The sequence below is a fragment of the Paracoccus wurundjeri genome, assembly GCF_030678915.1.
GTDB lineage: Bacteria > Pseudomonadota > Alphaproteobacteria > Rhodobacterales > Rhodobacteraceae > Paracoccus > Paracoccus onubensis_A.
On record NZ_JAUUTZ010000013.1, the window covers coordinates 93,390 to 115,531 of the forward strand.

Annotated in this window: 18 protein-coding genes and 1 riboswitch; of the genes, 9 read left to right on the forward strand and 9 right to left on the reverse strand. The window is 61.5% G+C overall.

Annotated features, from left to right (window positions below; all coding sequences use genetic code 11):
* Positions 1–51: 51 nt before the first annotated feature.
* Positions 52–1,041, reverse strand: a complete 990-nt coding sequence (locus Q0601_RS14175; RefSeq protein WP_305290507.1) for an ABC transporter substrate-binding protein — start codon at positions 1,039–1,041, stop codon at positions 52–54.
* A gap of 345 nt (positions 1,042–1,386) precedes the next feature.
* Here Q0601_RS14175 and Q0601_RS14180 point away from each other — a divergent pair, with 345 nt between their 5' ends.
* Positions 1,387–2,277: a DMT family transporter gene (locus Q0601_RS14180; protein WP_305290508.1), complete on the forward strand. Its 891-nt coding sequence runs from the start codon at positions 1,387–1,389 to the stop codon at positions 2,275–2,277.
* Between the two features lie 82 nt (positions 2,278–2,359).
* Here Q0601_RS14180 and Q0601_RS14185 read toward each other — a convergent pair whose 3' ends face one another.
* Positions 2,360–4,105: a glycosyl transferase family 90 gene (locus tag Q0601_RS14185; protein ID WP_305290509.1), complete on the reverse strand. Its 1,746-nt coding sequence runs from the start codon at positions 4,103–4,105 to the stop codon at positions 2,360–2,362.
* Positions 4,106–4,255: 150 nt separating this feature from the next.
* A riboswitch (glycine riboswitch) is annotated at positions 4,256–4,345 on the forward strand.
* 161 nt (positions 4,346–4,506) lie between these two features.
* On the opposite strand from Q0601_RS14185, the gene gcvT reads away from it, so the two are divergent.
* The 3 genes from gcvT (at position 4,507) to gcvP (ending at position 8,974) form a co-directional block, all read left to right on the forward strand.
* Positions 4,507–5,631 (forward strand): glycine cleavage system aminomethyltransferase GcvT, encoded by a 1,125-nt coding sequence (gene gcvT, locus Q0601_RS14190; RefSeq protein ID WP_305290510.1) that lies wholly within the window; start codon positions 4,507–4,509, stop codon positions 5,629–5,631.
* Between the two features lie 13 nt (positions 5,632–5,644).
* A complete protein-coding gene (gene gcvH, locus Q0601_RS14195) occupies positions 5,645–6,001 on the forward strand; it encodes a glycine cleavage system protein GcvH (RefSeq protein WP_305290534.1) in 357 nt (118 codons plus the stop codon).
* Positions 6,002–6,133: 132 nt separating this feature from the next.
* Positions 6,134–8,974 (forward strand): aminomethyl-transferring glycine dehydrogenase, encoded by a 2,841-nt coding sequence (gene gcvP, locus Q0601_RS14200; RefSeq protein WP_305290511.1) that lies wholly within the window; start codon positions 6,134–6,136, stop codon positions 8,972–8,974.
* Between the two features lie 241 nt (positions 8,975–9,215).
* Here the strand turns inward: gcvP and Q0601_RS14205 are convergent, their stop codons facing one another.
* Both Q0601_RS14205 and Q0601_RS14210 read right to left on the reverse strand, forming a co-directional pair.
* Entirely contained in the window at positions 9,216–10,343 is a 1,128-nt protein-coding gene (locus Q0601_RS14205) for a Gfo/Idh/MocA family protein (RefSeq protein ID WP_305290535.1), read from the reverse strand.
* Positions 10,344–10,350: 7 nt separating this feature from the next.
* Positions 10,351–11,058: a GntR family transcriptional regulator gene (locus tag Q0601_RS14210; protein ID WP_305290512.1), complete on the reverse strand. Its 708-nt coding sequence runs from the start codon at positions 11,056–11,058 to the stop codon at positions 10,351–10,353.
* A gap of 165 nt (positions 11,059–11,223) precedes the next feature.
* Here Q0601_RS14210 and Q0601_RS14215 point away from each other — a divergent pair, with 165 nt between their 5' ends.
* Genes Q0601_RS14215 through Q0601_RS14225 form a run of 3 tightly spaced genes read left to right on the forward strand, consistent with a single transcriptional unit; the run spans position 11,224 to position 13,787 of the window.
* Complete coding sequence (locus Q0601_RS14215; protein WP_305290513.1) at positions 11,224–12,378, forward strand: LLM class flavin-dependent oxidoreductase; 1,155 nt, start codon at positions 11,224–11,226, stop codon at positions 12,376–12,378.
* Positions 12,378–13,271, forward strand: a complete 894-nt coding sequence (locus Q0601_RS14220; RefSeq protein WP_305290514.1) for an aldo/keto reductase — start codon at positions 12,378–12,380, stop codon at positions 13,269–13,271. The genes Q0601_RS14215 and Q0601_RS14220 overlap by 1 nt, the downstream gene beginning before the upstream one ends.
* Positions 13,272–13,274: 3 nt before the next feature.
* A complete protein-coding gene (locus Q0601_RS14225) occupies positions 13,275–13,787 on the forward strand; it encodes a flavin reductase family protein (RefSeq protein ID WP_119750697.1) in 513 nt (170 codons plus the stop codon).
* Positions 13,788–13,833: 46 nt separating this feature from the next.
* Here Q0601_RS14225 and Q0601_RS14230 read toward each other — a convergent pair whose 3' ends face one another.
* The 5 genes from Q0601_RS14230 to Q0601_RS14250 form a co-directional block, all read right to left on the reverse strand.
* Positions 13,834–13,998 (reverse strand): hypothetical protein, encoded by a 165-nt coding sequence (locus Q0601_RS14230; protein ID WP_305290515.1) that lies wholly within the window; start codon positions 13,996–13,998, stop codon positions 13,834–13,836.
* A complete protein-coding gene (locus Q0601_RS14235; RefSeq protein ID WP_305290517.1) occupies positions 13,995–15,131 on the reverse strand; it encodes a YeeE/YedE family protein in 1,137 nt (378 codons plus the stop codon). Before Q0601_RS14235 ends, Q0601_RS14230 begins: the two co-directional genes overlap by 4 nt.
* A 10-nt stretch (positions 15,132–15,141) precedes the next feature.
* Complete coding sequence (locus tag Q0601_RS14240; RefSeq protein ID WP_305290519.1) at positions 15,142–16,059, reverse strand: sulfurtransferase; 918 nt, start codon at positions 16,057–16,059, stop codon at positions 15,142–15,144.
* A gap of 117 nt (positions 16,060–16,176) precedes the next feature.
* A complete protein-coding gene (katG, locus tag Q0601_RS14245) occupies positions 16,177–18,351 on the reverse strand; it encodes a catalase/peroxidase HPI (protein WP_305290520.1) in 2,175 nt (724 codons plus the stop codon).
* 188 nt (positions 18,352–18,539) lie between these two features.
* The gene (locus Q0601_RS14250; RefSeq protein WP_305290522.1) at positions 18,540–19,157 is read right to left on the reverse strand and encodes a TetR family transcriptional regulator C-terminal domain-containing protein; all 618 of its coding nucleotides are present in this window, start codon (positions 19,155–19,157) and stop codon (positions 18,540–18,542) included.
* 198 nt (positions 19,158–19,355) lie between these two features.
* Here Q0601_RS14250 and Q0601_RS14255 point away from each other — a divergent pair, with 198 nt between their 5' ends.
* Together Q0601_RS14255 and hydA are read left to right on the forward strand one after the other, a co-directional pair.
* On the forward strand, positions 19,356–20,621 hold the full coding sequence (locus Q0601_RS14255) for a Zn-dependent hydrolase (RefSeq protein ID WP_305290524.1): 1,266 nt from the start codon (positions 19,356–19,358) through the stop codon (positions 20,619–20,621).
* 69 nt (positions 20,622–20,690) lie between these two features.
* The gene (gene hydA / locus Q0601_RS14260) at positions 20,691–22,142 is read left to right on the forward strand and encodes a dihydropyrimidinase (RefSeq protein WP_305290525.1); all 1,452 of its coding nucleotides are present in this window, start codon (positions 20,691–20,693) and stop codon (positions 22,140–22,142) included.

Genomic DNA, 22,142 nt, shown 5'->3' on the forward strand with positions numbered 1-22,142 from the left:
GACAACGCCTGATCCGGCGCCGTCCTTTGCAGGGTTCGGGTTGTCGTCGACTTATTGCTGAAGCAACTCGGACAGGTTTTCACGTGCCGTATCCGACAGCCAGCCCTGCCATTCATCCGGGTTTTCGGTAAGGTAATGCACCGCGACCTCTTCCTCGGTGGCGGAGTTTTCGTCCTGCCATGCCAGCAGCGCGCTCATCGTATCGGTCTTGATGGTCATGTTGCGGAAGAACTCGGTAACTTCCGGATTGCTGTCCACGAAATCCGCGGTGGCCGCGGTCAGGATCGGAGCCGCGGTGAATTCCGACACTTCCGGGTTTTCGGCATTCGGGTTTTGCAGATTGGCGGCTTTCTCTTCGTCATACTCGCCCAGTTTCACCTGCGTCATGTCGTATTTGCCAAGCGGCACGGTCGGTCCCCAGTAATAACCGAACCAGGGTTCGCCATCGGTCACCGCAGAACCCATCGAGGACGCCAGCGTTTCGCCCGATCCGTGATTGAACACCTCGATACCAGAGCTTTCCAGATCAAGCGCGCGGATCAGGTTGTCGCTGACCACCCGGCAGCCCCAGCCATCGGGGCAGTTGTTGAAGCGATTGCCGACCAGTTCGGGATTTTCCATGATGCCTTCGATAGTGGTCAGTTCGGGATGTTCCTCGGCCAGCGCGGTCGGAATCCACCAGCCTTCGGTGCCACCCGGATCAAGAACATCGGCAAGGGGCACCAGAGTGCCTGCATCGACCAGCTTGTCATAAGCTTCCCCGGCGGAATTCGGCCACAGATCGGTCACGATATCCGGCTCGCCATTTTCGGCGACCGAAGTCATCGCGGGTATGGTATCGGATTTCACCAGCGAAACATTGCAGCCATAGCCTTGCTCCAGAAGGAACTTGGCGATTTCCGTAATGACTTCGGCTGATGCCCAGTTCATTTGCGCGATTGAAACGTCACCGCACTGGCTTTCGCCTTCCTGTGCATTCGCGGGCAGCGAAAACAGGCAGCCGGCTGCGGCAAATGCGGCAATAGAAGTTATCCTGAACATGGTGTGTCCTTTACTCTTATGGGCCGGAAAGGCCGGATACGGGATTTCCCACGAATCCGGTCGGTGAATGATAACGGAATTGGAAACGCACGCGGCGGCACGACAATCCGCCATGTGAAAGCGTGTTGACACGCTTGAGAGCTGTTATGTTCCCTCTCAGCCATTATAATCTGGCTAGCATGGGGTCGACAAAAAAGCAACCTGAACGGCGTCCGGAAACCCCGGAATTTCATCGCTGCCTTGCTGCAATTATCTGATTCAATATAGTATTTCCGAACACTCGCGGAACAGGGGTGAAATCGGAACCGGACTTGCCCGTTCCTGCGCATTTACCCGGAGGGATGAATGACCGATCAAAGCGATACCCGTCAGGGGATGCTGGCCATGATCGCCGCCATGGGGCTTCTGCCGATTGGCGATGCCATTGCAAAACTGCTGACCGGCGTCGCCTCGCCCTTCGATGTGACGGTATGGCGGATCGGGATGCAGGCGCTGTTTTTCGTACCGATCGCCCTTGTCATGCGGCACCGGCTGAAGGGACCGCTGCTGTCATGGACCGCACTGGTCTCGGGGGCGCTGTTCGCGGCAGTGATGATCTGCCTTGTCAGTGCATTTCAGAAGATGCCGATCGCCACCGCCATCGCCATCTTCTTCATCGAGCCGCTGCTTCTGACGCTGCTGGCATGGCCGTTTCTGAACGAACGTCCCGGCCCGCGCCGCATTGCGGCGGTTGTCGTCGGGCTGATCGGCGCGTTGATCGTCATTCGTCCGAATTTCACCATATTCGGGCCGGTCGCGCTGTTTCCGGTCGGCGCGGCAATCGCCTATGCGTTGAACATGATCATGCTGCGCCGTGCCAGCCGCAGCAGGTCCGCGCTTACATTGCAGATCGGCGCGACCTTCTGCGCCGCCATCGGGATGCTGATCCTTGACGCCGGCAGCATCATCCTTGGGCGCGACGCGGTATCGATCTTCGAATTGCCGGGCTGGGTGTTCCCGGCATTGATCTGCGCGGGCGCAATGCTGTCACTGACCTTTCTGCTGATCACCCATGCATTCAGCAGGGTCGAGGCCGGTCTTCTGGCGCCGTTCCAATATCTGGAGATCGTGGGCGCCACCATCGTCGGCTTCGCGGTTTTCGGGGATTTCCCGGATGCGCTTACATGGCTTGGTACCGCGATCATCCTTGCGGCGGGGATCTATGTTTTCCACCGCGAGCGGATGACCGGCACATGAGTTGGCCGACCGCGGCCGGGTGCCGCGCAGTTTCGAAGGCTTCTTGAAGCGATAGCCTCAGGTCCGGACCGGTCCGGGCCCTTCACTCACCCTGCCCGGTCGCGGCGCGATATTCGCCAAGGATCATGGATAATTGCATGCGCCTGCCCGCCGGATCGGCAAGAATCATGCATAAATCCCGCGCGGCGCGGGACATCTGCTTGCATTCATCGGGGTGATGCCGCGCCCAGTCCAGCTTCTCTTCCAGATCCGCGGCGCCCCAGTTCAGCGGGATGTAATGCTCCCACGGGCGGAAGACGCCGGAATGGTACAGCTCCCAGCCGTCTTCCTCTTTCAGGACGACCGAATGGCTGTTGGCGTGCAACAGGAATTCATCCGATCCCGGCACACCCCCAAGCGAGACGATATAGCGATAATCGAAGGGCGAGCCGTGCTCTTTGCCGATCGCCTGAAACTGGTCCAGCTCGGTCCGTTCCAGCGCTTTGCGCACCCGGCCCCGGGGATTGAAAATGATATCCACAAGCTCGGATCCCGCGCAACTCTCGATGAACCCAAGCCTTGCGCTGTCGGCAAGATCGCTTTTGCCAGCCCTGAATCGTGGGGAATCGTACTGCGAACCGACAAGCCTGTCGATCGCACCCGAGACCGGTCTTGACAGATCGGGCCCCTCTTCCCCTCGGGCATAGCCCGTAAGGTCGCCGGCCCAGACAGCGTGATCAAGCTTGTTTTCGAACGGTTTTTCCTTGCGCGGAACGATACCCGGCAACCCGCCGCTTCCCAGCCGGTGCAGCCAGGGCATCGGCCAGAGAAACACGTTCTCGACTCCGGCTCTGCGGCTGGGGGCAAGGATCGGCGCGGCGGCGGCATGACCCTTTACCGCCCCCGCAAGGCAGTTCAGGCGCATATCCAGCCAGTATTCGCCGTGATCGGCGACCTGCGCGATATCGTTCACAGCGGCGGCGGTGGGCCGCAGCGCAGGAACCGCCGGGTCAGCATGATAGCGGCCGTCATCATCGCGGATGATCGGCAGCAATCCGGAATCGGGCGCGTGGATTTCACCGCTTTCGACATCGAAACAGACAGGCATCCGCAAGCGGGGCGAAAAACCCCCGGCGGCATGGCTGATGCTTGCGGGGGCACAGAACGCGGACAACCGGGCCGCCACGTCCTTTCGCGCGGATTCCGAAACCATATCCGCAGGCTCTGGCGCGGTCAGCATTTCGCCAAGCCGGGGAAGATAGGCTTCCCGCTTTTTGCGCACCCGTTTCCCGATAGGCTCGGGGCAATGCTTCAGATCGAACCACGGCGACAGCGCCTCGTAATAATCGGCAGGCGCGGCATCGTCGATATTTATCTGGATGAATTCGGGGCGCGAGCCGAAATAGGCGCGGCAGGCCCGCAGATGGCGCTTCCAGTCCTCTTTCCAGATATCGGCGAGATCGCCGACCGATACGCCCAATATCTGCGCGCAGGCACGCGCATATCCGCCGCCGCGATGCATGTAGCGGCTGATGATCCAGTCTTCCACATTGCGGGTATTCAGCAGAAAGACCGAACCGGGAAAATGGCTGTCGAGATATTCATATTCCTTGAACGCCTCGATGATCGGCATGTTCATGAACCGCACCGATTCCATATCGGTAAAGGCGGTCACGCTGTCGGCCCATTTCTGCAAGGGCTTTCTGCCGGTCAGCTTCGAATAGGCGATATCCTCGGCCAATTCGCCTTCCAGCCAATGCACGGCGGGGATGTTATTCATCTCGAACAGCTGCGCGATGAATGTCGTGCCGCATTTGTTGAAACCGATCTGAAAGAACTTTGGGGCCATGACACGATCTGTTTGATGCCGACACATTTCAGAACAAAAGCTTGTGGGTCAGGCCGGCCCTCTTGTCAACCGAAGCGGCCGGGATGCAATCAGTCTCGGGCCATCAGACAAAAGTCTTGCATTGCGGCGATAGCGCAGATAGCAACCCAGACATGGAATTCGGGAGAATCCGGCCCCGCGCCGGTGCCGAAGGAGCAGCCGCCCCGGCGAACTCTCAGGCAAAAGGACCGTTTTCCGACTTGAACTCTGGAGAGTGGCCGTCCGGCCCGCCGAAGGGATAACGATCTCAGGCGCCCGAAACCAGGCAGGACTGGAACCGGGCAAAGACAGAGGGGGCATCGACAGGCGGGGTCAACCCGTTTCACCGATGCCGGCCCGCCGGCAAGACGACAGGGGGTCACATGACCGAAGAATTGCGCCGGACCGGACTTTACGGGCTGCATCTTGAACATGGTGCCCGGATGGTGCCCTTTGCCGGCTGGGAAATGCCCGTTCAGTTCAAGACAGGCGTCATGGCCGAGCATCTGCATACCCGCGCCCACGCCGGGCTGTTCGATGTCAGCCATATGGGACAGGTGCTGGTCCATCCGCGTGACGGCAAGCCGGAAACCGCCGCGCTTGCGCTGGAGCGTCTGATCCCCGCCGCGGTTCTGGGACTTCCCGAAGGGCGACAGCGTTATGGGCTGTTCACAAACGATCAGGGCGGAATTCTGGACGATCTGATGTTCGCCAATCGCGGCGATCACTATCTGCTGGTCGTCAATGCCGCCTGTGCGGAACAGGATATCGCCCATCTGCAGACATTGGAGGATGTCGATATCCGGCCCGTCACGGATCGCGGTCTGATTGCGCTTCAGGGACCTGAAGCGGCCGATGTTCTGGCCCGTCTTGTACCCGCTGCGGCCGGGATGCGTTTCATGGACAGCCGGGCCTTCGACTGGCAGGGCACAGAGCTTTGGATCTCCCGCTCGGGCTATACCGGTGAGGACGGCTTCGAGATCTCGGTGCCCGATGACCGGCTGACGGAATTCGCGCGTGCCTTGCTGGCGCATCCGGAAGTCGCCCCCATCGGATTGGGTGCCCGCGACAGTCTGCGGCTGGAGGCAGGGATGCCGCTTTACGGCCATGACATGGATGAAACCGTGACGCCGTCTGAAGCAGGTCTGGCGTGGTCGATCCAGAAAACCCGCCGTGGCGGGGGCGAACGCGAGGGCGGTTTTCCCGGCGCCGCGCGGATCCTTGCGGAACTGGAATCCGGCCCCGCCCGTACCCGACGCGGGCTGCGCCCGGAAAGCCGCGCCCCGATCCGCGAAGGCGTTGACATCTTTGCCGGGGAAAGCGGGGGCGACGTGATCGGCACCGTGAGTTCGGGCGGCTTCGGCCCTTCGGTTGGCGGACCCATCGCCATGGCCCGGCTTGATCCCGACATTCCCGACGGCGCAACGGTCTATGCGGAATTGCGCGGCAAGCGCATGGCCGTAGCCGTGACCGCCCTGCCCTTTGTCACCCCATCCTATAAACGCTGAGGAGCACCCCATGCTGAAATATACCGAAGATCACGAATGGCTGCGCGCCGAGGGCGATGAAATCATCGTCGGCATCACCCGGCATGCAAGCGAGCAGCTTGGCGATGTCGTGTTCATCGAACTGCCCGAAGAGGGCCGCGAGGTCGAGGCGGGTGAAGAAATCGTCGTGATCGAATCGGTGAAGGCGGCTTCCGACATCACCGCGCCGGTCGCGGGCGTCATCACGGCAGTGAATGGCGATCTGGCCGATAATCCGGGAAATGTGAACGAGGATCCGATGGCGGCGTGGTTCTTCCGAATCAAACCGGCGGAGGACGGCGTGCTGGACGGGTTCATGGATGAGGCGGCTTATAACGATCTGATCGGGTGAGGTTTGCCGGGCTTTGCCCGTCGCCGGCAGGTCTCTTGAACCAGTGGCGCGATCCGCCGGCGACCCCGAGGTATTTGGACAAAGAAGAAACGATGAGCGGATTCGCTCTGGGAATATGCAAGAGGGCGACATATGAGCCGTTGGATTCCGACCGATTACAATCCTGATGATTTCGCGAACCGGCGCCATATCGGCCCCTCGCCCGCCGAGATGGCGGAAATGCTGAAGGCGGTGGGGGCGGATAGCCTTGACGTGCTGATCGATCAGACGGTGCCCAGGGCGATCCGGCAGACCGAACCGCTGGACTGGCCGGCGCTGTCCGAAGCGGGCCTGCTGGCGCGCATGGAACAGGTGGCCGCGAAGAACAAGGTCATGACCAGCCTGATAGGTCAGGGCTATTACGGCACGGTGACTCCGCCCGCCATTCAGCGGAATATTCTTGAGAATCCAGCGTGGTATACCGCCTATACGCCTTATCAGCCCGAGATCGCGCAGGGGCGGCTCGAGGCTTTGCTGAATTTTCAGACCATGGTCGCCGATCTGACGGGGTTGCCCGTCGCCAATGCCAGCCTGCTGGACGAGGCGACGGCGGCAGCCGAGGCGATGGCGATGGCGAAGCGGCAGGCGAAGTCGAAGGCGAACGGGTTCTTCGTCAGCAGGGATCTGCATCCACAGACAATTGCCGTGATCGAGACGCGGGCGGCGCCTTTGGGGATTCGGGTGATCCGGGGCGCGGCAGAGGATCTGGATCCGTCGCAGGTTTTCGGGGCGATTTTCCAGTATCCCGGCACCTTTGGTCATATCCGCGACCTGAGCGCCGATTGCGCCGCGCTGCACGAGGCGGGCGCGCTGGCAATCATGGCGACCGATCTTCTTGCGCTATGTCTGCTGAAAGAGCCGGCTGCCATGGGGGCGGACATCGCCATCGGCTCGGCGCAGCGTTTCGGAGTGCCGATGGGATATGGCGGGCCGCATGCCGCCTTTATGTCCTGCCGGGATGAGTTGAAGCGGGCCATGCCGGGGCGAATCGTCGGCGTGTCGGTGGATGCCAAGGGGAACAAGGCTTATCGGCTGGCATTGCAGACCCGCGAACAGCATATCCGGCGCGAGAAGGCCACCTCGAATGTCTGCACGGCGCAGGCTTTGCTGGCCGTAATGGCATCCTTCTATGCCGTGTTTCATGGGCCCGAAGGGCTGCGGGCGATTGCGCAGCGGGTGCATCTGAATGCCGTCACGGTGGCCAATGCGTTGCGCGCTGCCGGGGCCGAGGTCGCTCCGGATGCGTATTTCGACACGATCACCGTGCGGGTGGGCGTCGGGCAGGCCGGGATTCTTGCCGCCGCCGAGCAGCGCGGGATCAATCTGCGCAGGGTCGGGCGCGACCGGGTCGGGATCTCGATCGACGAGACGACCGATGCCGATGTGATCACGCGGCTTCTGGATGCATTCGGGATCGATGAGCCTGCGGAGGCCGGAACTGTTCCGGCCATCCCGTGGGAATTGCTGCGTGAAAGCGATTATCTGACCCATCCGGTCTTCCATATGAACCGGGCCGAATCCGAGATGATGCGCTATATGCGCCGCCTGTCGGACCGCGATCTGGCGCTGGACCGGGCGATGATCCCGCTGGGCTCTTGCACGATGAAGCTGAACGCCGCCGCCGAGATGATGCCGATCACATGGCCGGAATTCGGGGCGCTGCATCCCTTTGCTCCGCGCCATCAGGCCGCAGGCTATGCCGAGGCGATCACGGATCTGGAGGCAAAGCTGTGCCGGATCACCGGCTATGACGCTTTTTCCATGCAACCCAATAGCGGCGCGCAGGGCGAATATGCCGGGCTGTTGACGATTCAGGCATATCACCGGGCGAATGGCGACGATCAGCGGGATATCTGCCTGATCCCGGTGTCCGCGCATGGCACCAACCCGGCAAGCGCGCAGATGGCCGGGATGAAGGTTGTTGTCGTCAAATCCGCGCCCAATGGCGATATCGATCTTGAGGATTTCGCGGATAAGGCAGCCAAGGCCGGAGACAGGCTGGCGGCTGTGATGATCACCTATCCCTCGACCCATGGCGTGTTCGAGGACACGGTGCGCGAGGTGTGCGACATGACCCACAGGCATGGCGGGCAGGTCTATATCGACGGCGCGAATATGAACGCGCTGGTCGGGCTGGTGCAGCCGGGTGAGATCGGGGGCGATGTCAGCCACCTGAACCTGCACAAGACATTCGCCATCCCGCATGGCGGTGGCGGCCCCGGCATGGGACCGATTGGCGTGCGGGCGCATCTGGCCCCCTATCTGCCGGGCGATCCGCGCGAAGACGGTTCCGGCGCAGTGAGTGCGGCGCCTTGGGGCTCGGCTTCGATCCTGCTGATTTCATGGGCCTATTGCCTGATGATGGGCGGCGAGGGGCTGACGCAGGCGACGCGCGTGGCGATCCTGAATGCGAATTACATCGCCAGCCGTCTGGCCGGGGCCTATCCGATCCTGTTCATGGGCAACCGGGGGCGTGTGGCGCATGAATGCATTCTGGACACCCGGCCTTTCGCCGAACATGGCGTAACCGTGGACGATATCGCCAAACGCCTGATCGACAACGGCTTTCATGCGCCCACGATGAGCTGGCCGGTGGCGGGAACCCTGATGGTCGAGCCGACCGAAAGCGAAACCAAGGCCGAGATCGACCGTTTCATTACCGCGCTTCTGGCGATCCGGGACGAGATCACCGACATTGCCGAAAGCCGCGTGGCTGTCGAAGAAAGCCCGCTGCGCTTTGCCCCCCATACGGTCGAGGATCTGGTGGCCGAATGGGACCGGCCCTATAGCCGCGAGCAGGGCTGTTTTCCTCCGGGCGCGTTCCGGGTGGACAAATACTGGCCGCCGGTCGGGCGTGTCGACAATGTGTTCGGGGACCGGAACCTTGTCTGCACCTGTCCGCCGCTGGAAAGCTATGCCGAGGCGGCGGAGTAATCCGGTTTTCCGAGCCTGTCGCGCTGAATCGGAAACGCCGGTCATTTGCGTCCCGCGATGGCCGGGGGCGCTGCCCCGTCGCCGGCTGGTCTCTTGAACCAGTGGCACGACCCGCCGGCGACCCCCGAGGTATTTGGACAAAGAAGAAGCAGAGGGAGGGGAAGCGGAACCGGGCAGGCGCGACATGTTCTGACAGGCGTCCCTTCCCGGCGCAATCAGGCGGGGGTCCGGAAAGTGGGGGTCACGAACAGATCCTGCATTCCTCGGTCGCTGCGTTGAAATCCAGATCGACCGCCTTGCCGCTTGCCGCCGATTCCTGCGCCGCCAGGCCCATCAGCACGGCTTTCATGCCATCCTGAACCGTGACTTCGACGGCATGACCATCCTGCATGGCCTGCCTGAATTTCCGATGCTGATAGAATGTGGCGCCGTTATGGTCTCCGGCCTCCAGCAGCGCCGGATCAACCGGGATCTCGGTCGTCACCGGCCCTTTGGGCGCGCGGGGGCTTTCGATCAGTTGCGGAACCGGAGGCGCACCCATATGCACGGGCCAGAACCGGCCGGGACCGGGCACCAGCGCCTCGATCCGCCCGGAGGGACCGACCGCCGTGATTTCTTCCTGATAACGCGCGCCTTCCGCGAACATGCATAGTTCCAGCATCGCGCGGGCACCATTGGCGAAATCCACGATGACATAGGCATTGTCCCAGATATCCGGGGTTTCGCCGCCATAGGCTTCGTCCAGATGATTGACGGCCTGCCCGGCGCTGGCCATGATCCGCACCGGCTCGGACCGCACCGCCAGCCGCATGAGGTCGAAGAAATGGCAGCATTTCTCGACCAGGGTCCCGCCAGAGCTGCGATTGAAGCGATTCCATGCGCCGACCTTGTGCAGGAAGGGAAAGCGATGCTCGCGGATGGTCAGCATCTTCAGCCCGCCGGTCGCGGGATCCAGCCGTTCCAGAAAGCGGGCGATAGGCGGCATGTAGCGATATTCCATCGCCACCCAGATCGGGGCGCGATAGGTCCGGATCAGCCGCTCGATCCGGGCGCAATCCGCGGGGTGTGTGAAAAGCGGCTTTTCGACCAGAACCGGGACAGGCGGCCCCTGTGCGATCTGTTCCAACTGCCCGACATGGGCCATGTTGGGCGAAGAGATGACGATGCAATCCAGCGGCGATGCCAGCAAATCCGCAAGCGAGTCGGCCAATATGGCATCGGGCGCGATACGGGCGGCGGCGGCGCGCATATCGGGGTCGGGTTCATAGATCGCGGCAATGCGGCTGTCAGGCAGCAACAGGATATTGCGAAGATGTTCCTGCCCCATCATGCCGCAGCCGATCATGCCGTAATTCACTTGCTTGCCCATCATGATCCTATCTTATCCGCGCGACATATCGCGCCTTGTCCGTGTCGAACCAATTGCGTGAAAATTCCGCGCGCCGGTTGTCTTGCGCATAGGAGATCCGCTGGAAATAGCCTGATGGTGCGCCAGCAGGCGGCGCGAATGCGTCGGGCTTCCAGCCGGGAACGGGGGCAATGCCCACGCTGTCCTCGACATGGGCGATCCAAAGCTTCAGCGTCTCTCGGTAATAAAGATACAGCGATTCCGACAGGTCGCGCGGCGCGATGCGATCCGTATAGCCGCCATCAAGCCAGATTTCCTCGAGCACACAGGGGCAATCGTTCAGATAACGCAGCCGGCGGATGCGGTGCCCCTCATGCGATGTGCCGAAATCAGGGAAATCGGCGGGCTTGGGCAATCGCTCGACGGATAGCAGCTTGGCGCGGGGCAGACCGCCCCCGCGCAACAATTCGATGCGGAAGAAAGCATAGATATTCTGCGGCGTCTTCGTCGCGCAGACATAATTCCCCGAACCTTGCCGCCGTTCCAGCAGGCCCTGCCGGGTCAGTTCGGCCAAAGCCTTGCGCAGGGTTCCGACCGAGGTTTCAAGCTTCGCCGCCATCTCGCGCTCGGGCGGAAGTTTCTCGCCATGCAGCAGGTGACCGGCGGCGATCTCGCGGGCCAGAAGCTCGCTGAGTTGCAGATATAGCGGAAGCGCAGAATGCGTTTCCCTCAGCATAGCCGTCCGCCCAATGGGAAGCTGCGTGGCGCAGTTGGTTTGAAAGGCACAGATTTTTCGGCAACAAGCCGCATCGTTCCGGGCATCCGCTAAAATTGATATAGCATTGATCTACTATACCCACCCTGCTACGCAAGAAGAAATTCTTACGCGGGAATGATGAATATGAGCGTGGTCCCCATAACATCGCCGGATTTGCAGGCCGCCGAAGTGGCGTGGTTCTCGGCGCTGTGTTCCGATGATTACCGCTATCTCGGCCTGCCCGATGGCAGCCTGCGCTCTAGCTGGGAACATTGTTCGGATATCGTCAGAACCGCCGAAGCGCAGGGGTTCCGGAATATCCTGTGCCCCTCGTCCTATCAGGTCGGGCAGGACACGCTGAGTTTCGTCGCCGGATGCGCGCCGATCACCGAACAGATCAATCTGCTGGCCGCGGTGCGCTGCGGCGAGATGCAGCCGATCATGTTGGCGCGGACCATCGCCACGCTGGACCATATGCTGAAAGGGCGGCTGACGGTGAATATCATCAGCTCCGACTTTCCCGGCGAACAGGCCGAAAGCGCCTTTCGCTATCAGCGGTCGCGCGAAGTGGTCGAGATCCTGAAGCAGGCATGGTCGCAGGACGAAATCAGTTACAAGGGCGAGATTTACGATTTTCACGGGCTGAGTACCGATCCGGCCAAACCCTATCAGACGGGCGGTCCGCTGCTGTATTTCGGCGGCTACAGCCCGCCCGCGCTGGAACTTTGCGGGCAGCATTGCGATGTCTATCTGATGTGGCCCGAAACGAAGGAACAGCTTGCCGCCCGGATGAAGGCCGTGAACGATGTCGCGGCGCGATATGGCCGAACGCTTGATTACGGGTTGCGCGTTCATGTCATCGTGCGCGACACCGAGGCCGAAGCGCGGGAATATGCCCGTGAACTGGTCTCGAAACTGGATGACGACATGGGCGATGCGATCCGGGCGCGGGCGCTGGATTCCACCTCTCTTGGCGTGTCGCATCAGGCGCGGGCGCGGGAACTGGCGGATATGGACGGCTTCATCGAGCCGCATCTATGGACCGGCATCGGGCGGGCGCGGTCCGGTTGCGGCGCGGCGCTGGTCGGCTCGGCCGATCAGGTGCTAAGCGAATTGGAAGAATATCGAAAGATGGGGATGCGGGCCTTCATTCTGTCGGGTTATCCTCATATCGAGGAATGCGGGCATTTCGGGCGGCTGGTCATGCCGCATATCAGAACCTGCTCGCTGCCGCATGAATATGGGCGGGTGCCGGAACAGGTGCCAGACACGCCGCTGGGAACGGGAGAGCGCAGATAATGGAACGGATCCGCCTGAACGGTGAACTGGAACTGAGCCGCATCGTTTACGGCATGTGGCGGCTGGCCGCGGACAGCGATACCGACGCGGCGCATGTTCAGGCCAAGATCGAGGCCTGTCTGGAACAGGGGATCACCAGTTTCGATCAGGCGGATATCTATGGCGATTACGAAAGCCAGCCGGTTCTGGGCGCGGCACTGAAAGCGGCGCCCGCGCTGCGCGACCGCATGGAAATCGTCACGAAATGCGATATCGCGCTGATCTCGGACAAGTTTCCGCAGCGGCGGGTGAAACATTACGACAGTGGGCGCGATCATATCGAAGCCTCGGTCAACCGCTCGCTGACCGAGATGAATATCGAGCGGATCGACCTGTTGCTGATCCACCGCCCGGATCCGCTGATGGATCATCATGAAACCGGCGCGGTGCTGGACGGGCTGGTGAATATCGGCAAGGTGCGGGCAATCGGCGTGTCCAATTTCGGGCTGCATGACTGGACACTGCTGCAATCGGCCATGCAGACGCCCCTTGTCACCAATCAGATCGAACTCAGCCTGCTGAACAGCAATGCGTTTCGCAATGGCGATCTGGCATTCATGCAGGAACGCGGCATTCCGCCGATGGCATGGTCGCCGCTTGGCGGCGGCGCGTTGTTCAGCGGCAACCATCCGAGGCTTCTGGCGCGGCTGAAGGAGTTGGGGGAGGCGGCGGGCGTGGATGCGGCGGCGGTCGCGGTCGCGTGGCTGCTGCGGCATCCGGCGCGGATTCTGCCGGTGCTGGGCACGAATAACCTTGACCGGATCAGGGCGCTTTCCCAGGCGATGACAATCGATATCGACCGCGAAACCTGGTTCGAGCTTTACAGCCTTGCCAATGGCTTCGAGGTGCCCTGAGACATGCGGAATCCCCTGCAAGCAGCGCATGGCTTTACCCCGACCGGCAATCCCGACCTGTTCCGCGACGCGCTGGGCCGCTTCGGCACCGGCATCACGGTCGTCACTGCGGCGTCAGAGCGGGGGCCGGTGGGCATGACGGCGAACAGCTTCGCTTCGGTTTCACTGGATCCTCCGCTGGTTCTGTGGTCGCCGGCCCGCGCCTCGCGCCGTTTCGAAGCCTTCCGGTCGGCGGAATATTTCGCGATCCACGTTCTGTCCGAACGACAGGTGCAGCTTTGCCGCGATTTCGTCATTTCCGGCGATGCTTTCGACAGAACCGACTGGATCTGGAATGAACAGGGCGTGCCTTTGATCGAAGGATGTCTGTCACGTTTCGAATGCCGCCGCAGGGCGGTACATGATGGCGGAGATCACCTTATCATCGTCGGCGAGGTTGCGCATGTGACGACAACCGAAGGAGAACCGCTGCTTGTCTGGCGGGGAAATCTTGGAGAATTCTCGCGCGGGGGATAGCCTCTTCGCACAGGCGCTGCCGGTTTTCTCTTGCGGCTTGCGGCGCTTATTGCGGCAGCGCCCCGCAAAACCCGCCCGCCGAAGCCAGACCGGAACCGAATGCAAAGGCCGGCGGAGCCTGATACGGGTTCAGCTTTGCCGTCGCCTGATCGAACAGGATCAGTGTCGCAAGAAAGGCGATGGCCAGCGATGCGGTGAATTTCCGTGTCATTGCCGCGCCTCCAGCCCAAGCATGGGACGCAGCCTTACGCCAAGGAAAGCGCCCGCGAACGCGGCGACGAACCAGACCCAGCCATGCAGGCTGCCGGTCGAGATGCCGGAAAAGAACGCGCCGACATTGCAGCCGAATGCCAGCCGCGAGGAATAACCCAGAAGGAAACCGGCAATGATCACCGCCAGCCATGCGCCTATCGGATAGCTGGGCAGTTTCTGCGACAGCCCGCCATTGCGCCATGCGGCGGTGACGAATGCGCCCGCGATAAGGCCAATATTGGTCAGCGAGGTGTAATCGGTCAGGATACTGCCTTGAAGGATGCGACCGGTGCCGGGCGCGCTCCAGAAAGCCGAGCCGGACAGATCGCCGCCCAAGGCGGTAAAACCCTTCGCCGCCCATAATCCCAGCCCGTAAACCACGCCCCACGGCTGCCCGGCGATAAGCAAATTCGCAATTGCAAGCGCGGCAAGCAGGATGGCGGCGATCACAAGGCGGCGTGGAATCCGGCGGGCATCGGGCCGGCCCAGCCGCAGAAGCAGCGCCCCCGTCAGCAACAGGGCGGCCCATGTGACGAACAGCCCCTGCCAGCCGGACAGGGTGGCGATGGGCAGGCTGCCCAGATCGGTCCACCAGATCAGATGATAGGCCCCGGCGAAGCTGCCGATGGCGAAGAATGGCAGCGCAAGCAGGCCGACGGGATTGCCCGAGCCCGCATTCACCAATGACCCCGAGCCGCAGCCGAGCACGACCTGCATCGCGGCCCCGAAGACAAAAGCCCCGCCGATCATCGCCCAGCCGACCGGAGCCTGTGCGCCTGTCAATTCCCCCGGATGCGCCGCCAGAAGCGGGATGGCAACCGAAGAGACGATGCCGATGGACAGAAGCTGCGCCAGAATGCCCGCAGGCTCGCGCCGCAGGATCATCGCGCGCCACGGTCCGGCAAAGCCGAAGCGCAGACCCTCAAGCGCGATGCCGAAACCCAACCCGACAGCCAGCATCATTCCGAAACGCGCGCCCGCGAACAGCGCGACAAGCGCGATGGCGGTCAGCAGGGCCAGAACCAGCCCGCCACGCCGGGCGAAACCTTCGAAAGCCCGAGCCTCCCGGATAGGTGCTGCCGCGTCGGACATCTTTGTTATCTCACCTGAACTGATTCAACAGATTTTCCAGCAATCCCGGAACATTGGCCATCTCGTTATCGGTCTGTGAATATTCCACCATCGAGCCGGGATAAAGCTTCACATTCTCGATCCCGGCCAGTTCCGACATGGCGAACCAGTCGGTCGCCGCCCAATGGCCGGTATTGCAGAAGGAAACCACCTCTTCCCCGTCATCGATGCCAAGCGCGGATTTCAGGCCCGCCACATCCTCGACCTGACCGATCGAGGTCGATCCCGACTGGAAAAAGCTGGAATGGGCAAGGTTCTGCGCCCCCGGAATGGTTCCGGGCCGCGCCGCGACCTCATGCGCCTGCTTGCCTTCGTAGAATTCGGGCGGGCGGGCATCGACAAGGACCGCCTGCCGTTTGCCATCCACGACATCCGCAACCTCCTGCGTGTCCGCCGTCCAGCGGTTATCCCATGTGATGTCCAGATCGCTGGGCTGCGGTTCCACGGCATTCCTGTCAAGCGGAAGCCCGGCCTGACCCCATGCGGTCATGCCGCCGTTCAAAACCGCAAGATCGGTAAAGCCCGAGCTTTTCAGCGTCCAGTAGACCCGCGCCGCCGCGCCGAAATCATTGTCGGAATCTCCTTCGGAGACGATGATGATCGGGCGGTCCATGACCAGCCCCAACCCCTCATAGGTCGTTTCAAGCTGATCTACGGGGACAAGCTGACCGGGATTTTCGTCAGGGCCACGGAACAGCGCGTAAGGTGCGGATACCGCACCCTCGATATGGCCCTTGGCATAGGCGTCACCACGGATATCCAGAATGATCGGATCCTTGCCAGCGGTCAGATCCGCGAATTCCGTAACCTCCAGAAGCGGATCCGCAGCGGCTGGCATACCCGTCAGAGCCGCGATCCCGGCCAGAAAAACGAATGCGAATGCTTTCATCGGACCTGTTCCCTTACAATCCTGTTCCGCATCAGATCGCCATGATCGCGCGGAATTCAAGTACAGCCGGGCCGGTATCGCTCTCTCCGGACAATGCTGCCGGAGAGAGCGGTTTCATCACGCCAGATCGAAACGGTCGGCGTTCATCACCTTGGTCCATGCAGCGACGAAATCGCGCAGGAATTTCTCGTGATTGTCGTCCTGAGCGTAAACCTCGGCATAGGCGCGCAGGACCGAGTTCGAACCGAAGACCAGATCGACACGGGTCGCCGTCCATTTGACCGCATCGGTCTTGCGGTCACGGATCTCGTACAGTCCGCCATCGACCGGCAGCCAGCGATTGTTCATATCGGTCAGGTTGACGAAGAAATCCGGCGTCAGCTGGCCTTCGCGGTCGGTGAAGACACCGTGCTTCGTGCCGCCGTGATTGACGCCAAGCATGCGCATCCCGCCGACAAGAACGGTCATTTCCGCCGCCGTCAGGCCCAGCAGTTGCGTCCGGTCCAGCAGCATCTCTTCGGGGCTGACAACATAGTCCTTTTTCACCCAGTTGCGATAACCGTCGGCCAAAGGCTCAAGCGGCTCGAAGGAATCGATATCCGTCAGCTCATCGGTCGTGTCACCACGGCCCGGCGCAAAGGGAACCGTGATGTCGAAGCCCGCGGCTTTCGCCGCTTTCTCGATCCCGACATTCCCGGCAAGCACGATCACATCGGCGATGCTTGCCCCCGTTGACGCCGCAATCGGTTCCAGTAGGCCAAGCACGCGGTTCAGCCGCTCGGGCTCGTTGCCTTCCCAGTCCTTTTGCGGGGCCAGCCGGATCCGGGCGCCATTCGCGCCGCCACGCATATCCGAACCACGATATGTCCGGGCGCTGTCCCATGCGGTCGCGACCAGTTCACCGACCGAAAGACCGGATTCGGCGATGCGTTTCTTGACTTCGGCCTGATCATAGGCGGTATTTCCGGCAGGAACCGGATCCTGCCAGATCAGGTCTTCGGACGGAACATCCGGACCGAAATAGCGCGCTTTCGGCCCCAGATCCCGGTGGGTCAGCTTGAACCACGCACGGGCGAAGCAATCGTTGAAATATTGCGGGTCATTCTTGAAGCGCAGCGAAATCTCGCGGTAGACCGGATCGACCTTCAGGGCCATATCGGCATCGGTCATCATCGGATTGTGGCGGACCGAGGGATCCTCGACGTCGACCGGCCTGTCCTCATCCCTGATATCGACCGGTTCCCACTGCCATGCGCCAGCCGGGCTTTTGCGCAATTCCCATTCATGGTTGAACAGCATCTCGAAGAAACCGTTGTCCCATTTGGTCGGATGCGTCGTCCATGCGCCTTCCAGCCCGCTGACCACCTGATCGCGACCGATGCCGCGCTTGTGCTTGTTCAGCCAGCCCAGGCCCTGATCCTCGACGCCAGCGCCTTCGGGTTCCGCGCCCAGCAGGGTCGCGTCGCCATTGCCATGCGTCTTGCCGACGGTATGGCCGCCCGCCGTCAGGGCCACGGTTTCCTCGTCATTCATCGCCATGCGGCTGAAAGTCTCGCGCATCATGGCGGCGGTCCTCAGCGGATCGGGCTGGCCGTTCACGCCTTCGGGGTTCACATAGATCAGCCCCATCTGCACGGCGGCAAGCGGGTTCTCTAGGGATGTGGCGTTGTCGATCGCGCCATAACGCCCGTCACTTGGCGCAAGCCATTCCTTTTCGGCACCCCAATAAACATCCTTCTCGGGGTGCCAGACATCCTCGCGACCGAAAGAGAAACCGAATGTTTTCAGGCCCATATCCTCATAGGCGATGGTGCCTGCAAGAATGATCAGATCGGCCCAGCTGATCTTGTTGCCGTATTTCTTCTTGATCGGCCAAAGCAGGCGCCGGGCCTTGTCGGTGCCCGAATTGTCCGGCCAGGAGTTCAGCGGAGCAAAGCGCTGGTTACCCGTGCCGCCGCCGCCGCGCCCATCGGAAATCCGGTAGGAACCGGCCGAGTGCCACGCCATGCGCACCATCATGCCGCCGTAATGGCCCCAATCGGCCGGCCACCAGTCCTGACTGTCGGTCATCAGGGCATGCAGGTCCCGCTTGAGCGCCTCGACATCCAGCTTTTTCAGCTCTTCGCGATAGCTGTAATCCTTGCCCATCGGATTGGTCTTGCTGTCATGCTGGTGCAGAATGTCCAGATTGAGCGCATTCGGCCACCACTCAACGACGCTGGCGCCCGTGGCGGTCATGCCGCCATGCATGACAGGACATTTCCCCGCAGATTTGATGTCATTTCCGTCCATTTGAAAATCCCCTTTGCTTGCTCGACCGGTAACGTCGGCTGACGCTCTGACGAAACCGAATCCGGTCTATGGCTACACGTGGTTTCTAACATGTTTATGGATCAGGGGAACTTGGAAATTTTGATAATTATGATAAGAATGCCTTATTAGCTAAAGCGCAGCCAATACTGTTGTTGCCACAACGTCAATCAGGGCGTCAGCAGCCTGCGATACATATCGTCCAGAAAGATCTGCGCCTCGCTGAACGGGTCGTGCCCCTCTCCCAGAACCGCGTGCACCTGTATCTCGAAATCGGCATAATGCTGCGTCATGGCCCAGATCGAGAAAATCAGGTGATGGGGATCGACATCTCGCAGCTTGCCCGCCTCTATCCAGCCGCGAAGAACCGTGACGGCGTCATCAACCGTATTCCGCAGTCGTCCGCCCAGAATCTCGGTCAGATGAGGCGCGCCGCGCAGGATCTCGTATGCGAATAACCGGCTTTCCCGAGGGTATTCGCGCGACATGCGCAGCTTCGCGGCGACATAATTCAGAACCTCTTGCAGGGCTTCGCCGGCCGGCTCGATATTTTCCAGCGGGGCCAGCCACATATCCAGCAGCTTGGTCAGAAGGGTCTTGTGGATTTCATCCTTCGAAGGAAAGTAATACAGCACATTCGGCTTGGACAATCCGCATTCCGCCGCGATCTGGTCAATCGTCGTGCCACGGAACCCGTTGACGGCAAAGACCGTCAGGGCGCCCTCCAGGATGATTTCCCGGTTGCGGCGCTGAATCCTGGTCAAGCCGCTATTCTTGGCTTCATCCATCACCCGCCCCTTTTATCGTTTTGCCATCATTTCGGGCAGAATACCCCGCACTGCCAATATCGTCATCACGGCGCTTGACTGAACAGGGGGCCGTGCTAGCCTGATCCTGACTATTTGGTCAAGAATTGGCAATGCTGTGCCATACCCCATCCATTCGACCCCGCGCAAAGATGGGGCGATCGACAGGAAGGAATATCGATGACCGGCCCGAACGGGACCTCTGCCGCCGCGAATATGAAGATTGATGGCGACCGCTTGTGGGACAGCCTGATGGAAATGGCCAGGATCGGCCCCGGCGTGGCGGGAGGCAACAACCGCCAGACCCTGACCGATGCCGATGCCGAAGGCCGCCGCCTGTTCCAAGGCTGGTGCGAAGACGCGGGTATGACCATGAGCGTGGACCGCATGGGCAATATGTTCATGCGCCATGAAGGGACCGAGCCCGATCTGGACCCGGTCTATATCGGCAGCCATCTGGACACGCAGCCGACCGGCGGAAAATACGATGGCGTGCTGGGCGTGCTTGCCGGGCTGGAGGTGATCCGCTCGGTCCACGATATGGGGCTGAAGACAAGACGGCCCATCGTGGTCACGAACTGGACCAATGAGGAAGGCACCCGGTTTGCACCCGCCATGCTGGCTTCGGGGGTTTTTGCCGGCATTCATGATGAAGATTTCGCCAACAGCCGCGAAGATGCCGAGGGCAAGCGCTTCGGCGACGAGCTGGACCGGATCGGCTGGCGCGGCAATGAGGCGCCGGGTGACCGCAAAATTCACGCGATGTTCGAATACCATATCGAGCAGGGTCCGATCCTTGAGGCCGAAGGCAAACAGATCGGCGTGGTCACGCATGGGCAGGGCCTGTGGTGGCTGCAGATCACCCTGACCGGCAAGGATGCGCATACCGGCTCGACCCCGATGAATATGCGGGTGAATGCCGGGCTGGGCATGGCGCGGATCACCGAGGCTGTGCATCGCATCGCGATGGATCATCAGCCCAATGCCGTGGGCGCTGTCGGGCAGGCGAATGTCTATCCCAATTCCCGCAACGTGATCCCCGGCAAGGCGGTTTTCACCGTGGATTTCCGCAGCCCGGAACTGGACAAGCTGAGCTCGATGCGGGCGCGTCTGGAAGCCGACGCGGCAGAGATCGCCCGGGAACTGAGGCTTGGCATCGAGATCGAGCCGGTCGGCCATTTCGATCCGGTGACATTCGATCCCGAACTGGCCGATATGCTGCGGAACGCCGCTGGGCGTCTGGGATACAGCCATATGGATATCGTCTCGGGCGCGGGGCATGACGCCTGCTGGATCAACCGGCTGGCGCCCACGGTCATGATCATGTGCCCCTGCGTGGATGGGCTGAGCCATAACGAAGCGGAAGAGATCAGTCCCGAATGGGCGTCGGCCGGGGCGGATGTGCTGCTGCATGCGGTGATCGAGGCGGCAGAGGTGGTGCGCTAAGGCGCGGCGGGGCGGGGGCGCTGCCCCCGGACCCCCGAGGTATTTACCACAAAGAAGAAGGGTACAGGGATGAGCACGGTCATCAGGAACGGAACCATTGTGACTGCGGATCTGACCTATAAGGCGGATGTGCTGATCGATGGCGGCAAGATTGCCGCCATCGGCATGGGACTGACGGGCGAGCGCGAGCTGGACGCGAGCGGCTGCTATGTCATGCCGGGCGGGATCGATCCGCACACGCATATGGAGATGCCCTTCATGGGCACCTATTCAGCGGATGATTTCGAAAGCGGGACCCGCGCCGCACTGGCGGGCGGCACCACGATGGTCGTGGATTTTGCCCTGCCCTCCCCGGGTCAGGGGCTGCTGGATGCGCTGAAAATGTGGGACAACAAGTCTGGCCGGGCGCATTGCGATTACAGTTATCACATGGCCGTCACATGGTGGGGTGAACAGGTCTTTGACGAGATGGACGAGGTGGTGAAGCGCGGCATTACCACATTCAAGCATTTCATGGCCTATAAGGGCGCATTAATGGTGAATGACGATGAGTTGTTCGCCAGTTTCCGCCGCGTCGGCGATCTGGGCGGGATCGCATTGGTTCATGCCGAGAATGGCGATGTCGTGGCGGAGCTTTCGGCGCGGCTACTGGCCGAGGGGAATACCGGGCCGGAAGGGCATGCCTATTCGCGTCCGCCTCAGGTCGAGGGTGAGGCGACGAACCGGGCGATCATGGTCGCGGATATGGCGGGCGTGCCGCTTTATGTCGTGCATGTCAGCTGCGAGGACAGTCACGAAGCGATCCGGCGCGCGCGGCAGCAGGGCAAGCGGGTCTGGGGCGAGTCGCTGATCCAGCATCTGACGCTGGATGAAAGCGAATATTTCGACAAGGACTGGGATCACGCGGCGCGGCGGGTGATGTCTCCGCCTTTCCGCAACAGGATGCATCAGGACAGTCTCTGGGCCGGTCTGCAATCGGGCAGCCTGTCGGTCGTCGCCACCGATCACTGCGCCTTTACGACCGAGCAGAAACGCTATGGTGTGGGTGACTTCACCAGGATCCCCAATGGCACCGGCGGGCTGGAGGACCGGATGCCGATGCTGTGGACGCAGGGTGTGAATACCGGGCGGATGACGCCGAATGAATTCGTGGCCGTCACCTCGACCAATATCGCCAAGATCCTGAATCTTTATCCCCGCAAGGGCGCGGTTCTGGTGGGCGCGGATGCAGATCTGGTTATCTGGGATCCCGAGGCCGAAAAGACCATTGCTGCCGACAGCCAGCAATCCGCCATCGATTACAACGTGTTCGAGGGCCATAAGGTCAAGGGCCTGCCGCGCTATACGCTGACGCGCGGCGTCGTGGCGGTGACCGAGGGCAAGCTGGACAGCCGCGAGGGGCATGGGAAATTCGTGGCGCGCGAGGCACGGGGAACGGTGAACCGGGCGCTGAGCAGATGGAAGGAACTGACTGCGCCGCGGCCGGTCGAGCGGACCGGCATACCGGCAAGCGGGGTATAG

Bases quoted from the DNA above. Each gene is read 5' to 3' on its own strand.
- Q0601_RS14210 (WP_305290512.1), bottom strand. From the start codon at position 11,058: ATGCTGAGGGAAACGCATTCTGCGCTTCCGCTATATCTGCAACTCAGC.
- Q0601_RS14185 (WP_305290509.1), bottom strand. From the start codon at position 4,105: ATGGCCCCAAAGTTCTTTCAGATCGGTTTCAACAAATGCGGCACGACA.
- gcvP (WP_305290511.1), top strand. From the start codon at position 6,134: ATGAGCCGTTGGATTCCGACCGATTACAATCCTGATGATTTCGCGAAC.
- Q0601_RS14225 (WP_119750697.1), top strand. From the start codon at position 13,275: ATGCGGAATCCCCTGCAAGCAGCGCATGGCTTTACCCCGACCGGCAAT.
- gcvT (WP_305290510.1), top strand. From the start codon at position 4,507: ATGACCGAAGAATTGCGCCGGACCGGACTTTACGGGCTGCATCTTGAA.
- Q0601_RS14235 (WP_305290517.1), bottom strand. From the start codon at position 15,131: ATGTCCGACGCGGCAGCACCTATCCGGGAGGCTCGGGCTTTCGAAGGT.
- hydA (WP_305290525.1), top strand. From the start codon at position 20,691: ATGAGCACGGTCATCAGGAACGGAACCATTGTGACTGCGGATCTGACC.
- Q0601_RS14175 (WP_305290507.1), bottom strand. From the start codon at position 1,041: ATGTTCAGGATAACTTCTATTGCCGCATTTGCCGCAGCCGGCTGCCTG.
- Q0601_RS14205 (WP_305290535.1), bottom strand. From the start codon at position 10,343: ATGGGCAAGCAAGTGAATTACGGCATGATCGGCTGCGGCATGATGGGG.
- Q0601_RS14255 (WP_305290524.1), top strand. From the start codon at position 19,356: ATGACCGGCCCGAACGGGACCTCTGCCGCCGCGAATATGAAGATTGAT.
- Q0601_RS14180 (WP_305290508.1), top strand. From the start codon at position 1,387: ATGACCGATCAAAGCGATACCCGTCAGGGGATGCTGGCCATGATCGCC.
- Q0601_RS14240 (WP_305290519.1), bottom strand. From the start codon at position 16,059: ATGAAAGCATTCGCATTCGTTTTTCTGGCCGGGATCGCGGCTCTGACG.
- Q0601_RS14215 (WP_305290513.1), top strand. From the start codon at position 11,224: ATGAGCGTGGTCCCCATAACATCGCCGGATTTGCAGGCCGCCGAAGTG.
- Q0601_RS14220 (WP_305290514.1), top strand. From the start codon at position 12,378: ATGGAACGGATCCGCCTGAACGGTGAACTGGAACTGAGCCGCATCGTT.
- Q0601_RS14250 (WP_305290522.1), bottom strand. From the start codon at position 19,157: ATGGATGAAGCCAAGAATAGCGGCTTGACCAGGATTCAGCGCCGCAAC.
- katG (WP_305290520.1), bottom strand. From the start codon at position 18,351: ATGGACGGAAATGACATCAAATCTGCGGGGAAATGTCCTGTCATGCAT.
- Q0601_RS14230 (WP_305290515.1), bottom strand. From the start codon at position 13,998: ATGACACGGAAATTCACCGCATCGCTGGCCATCGCCTTTCTTGCGACA.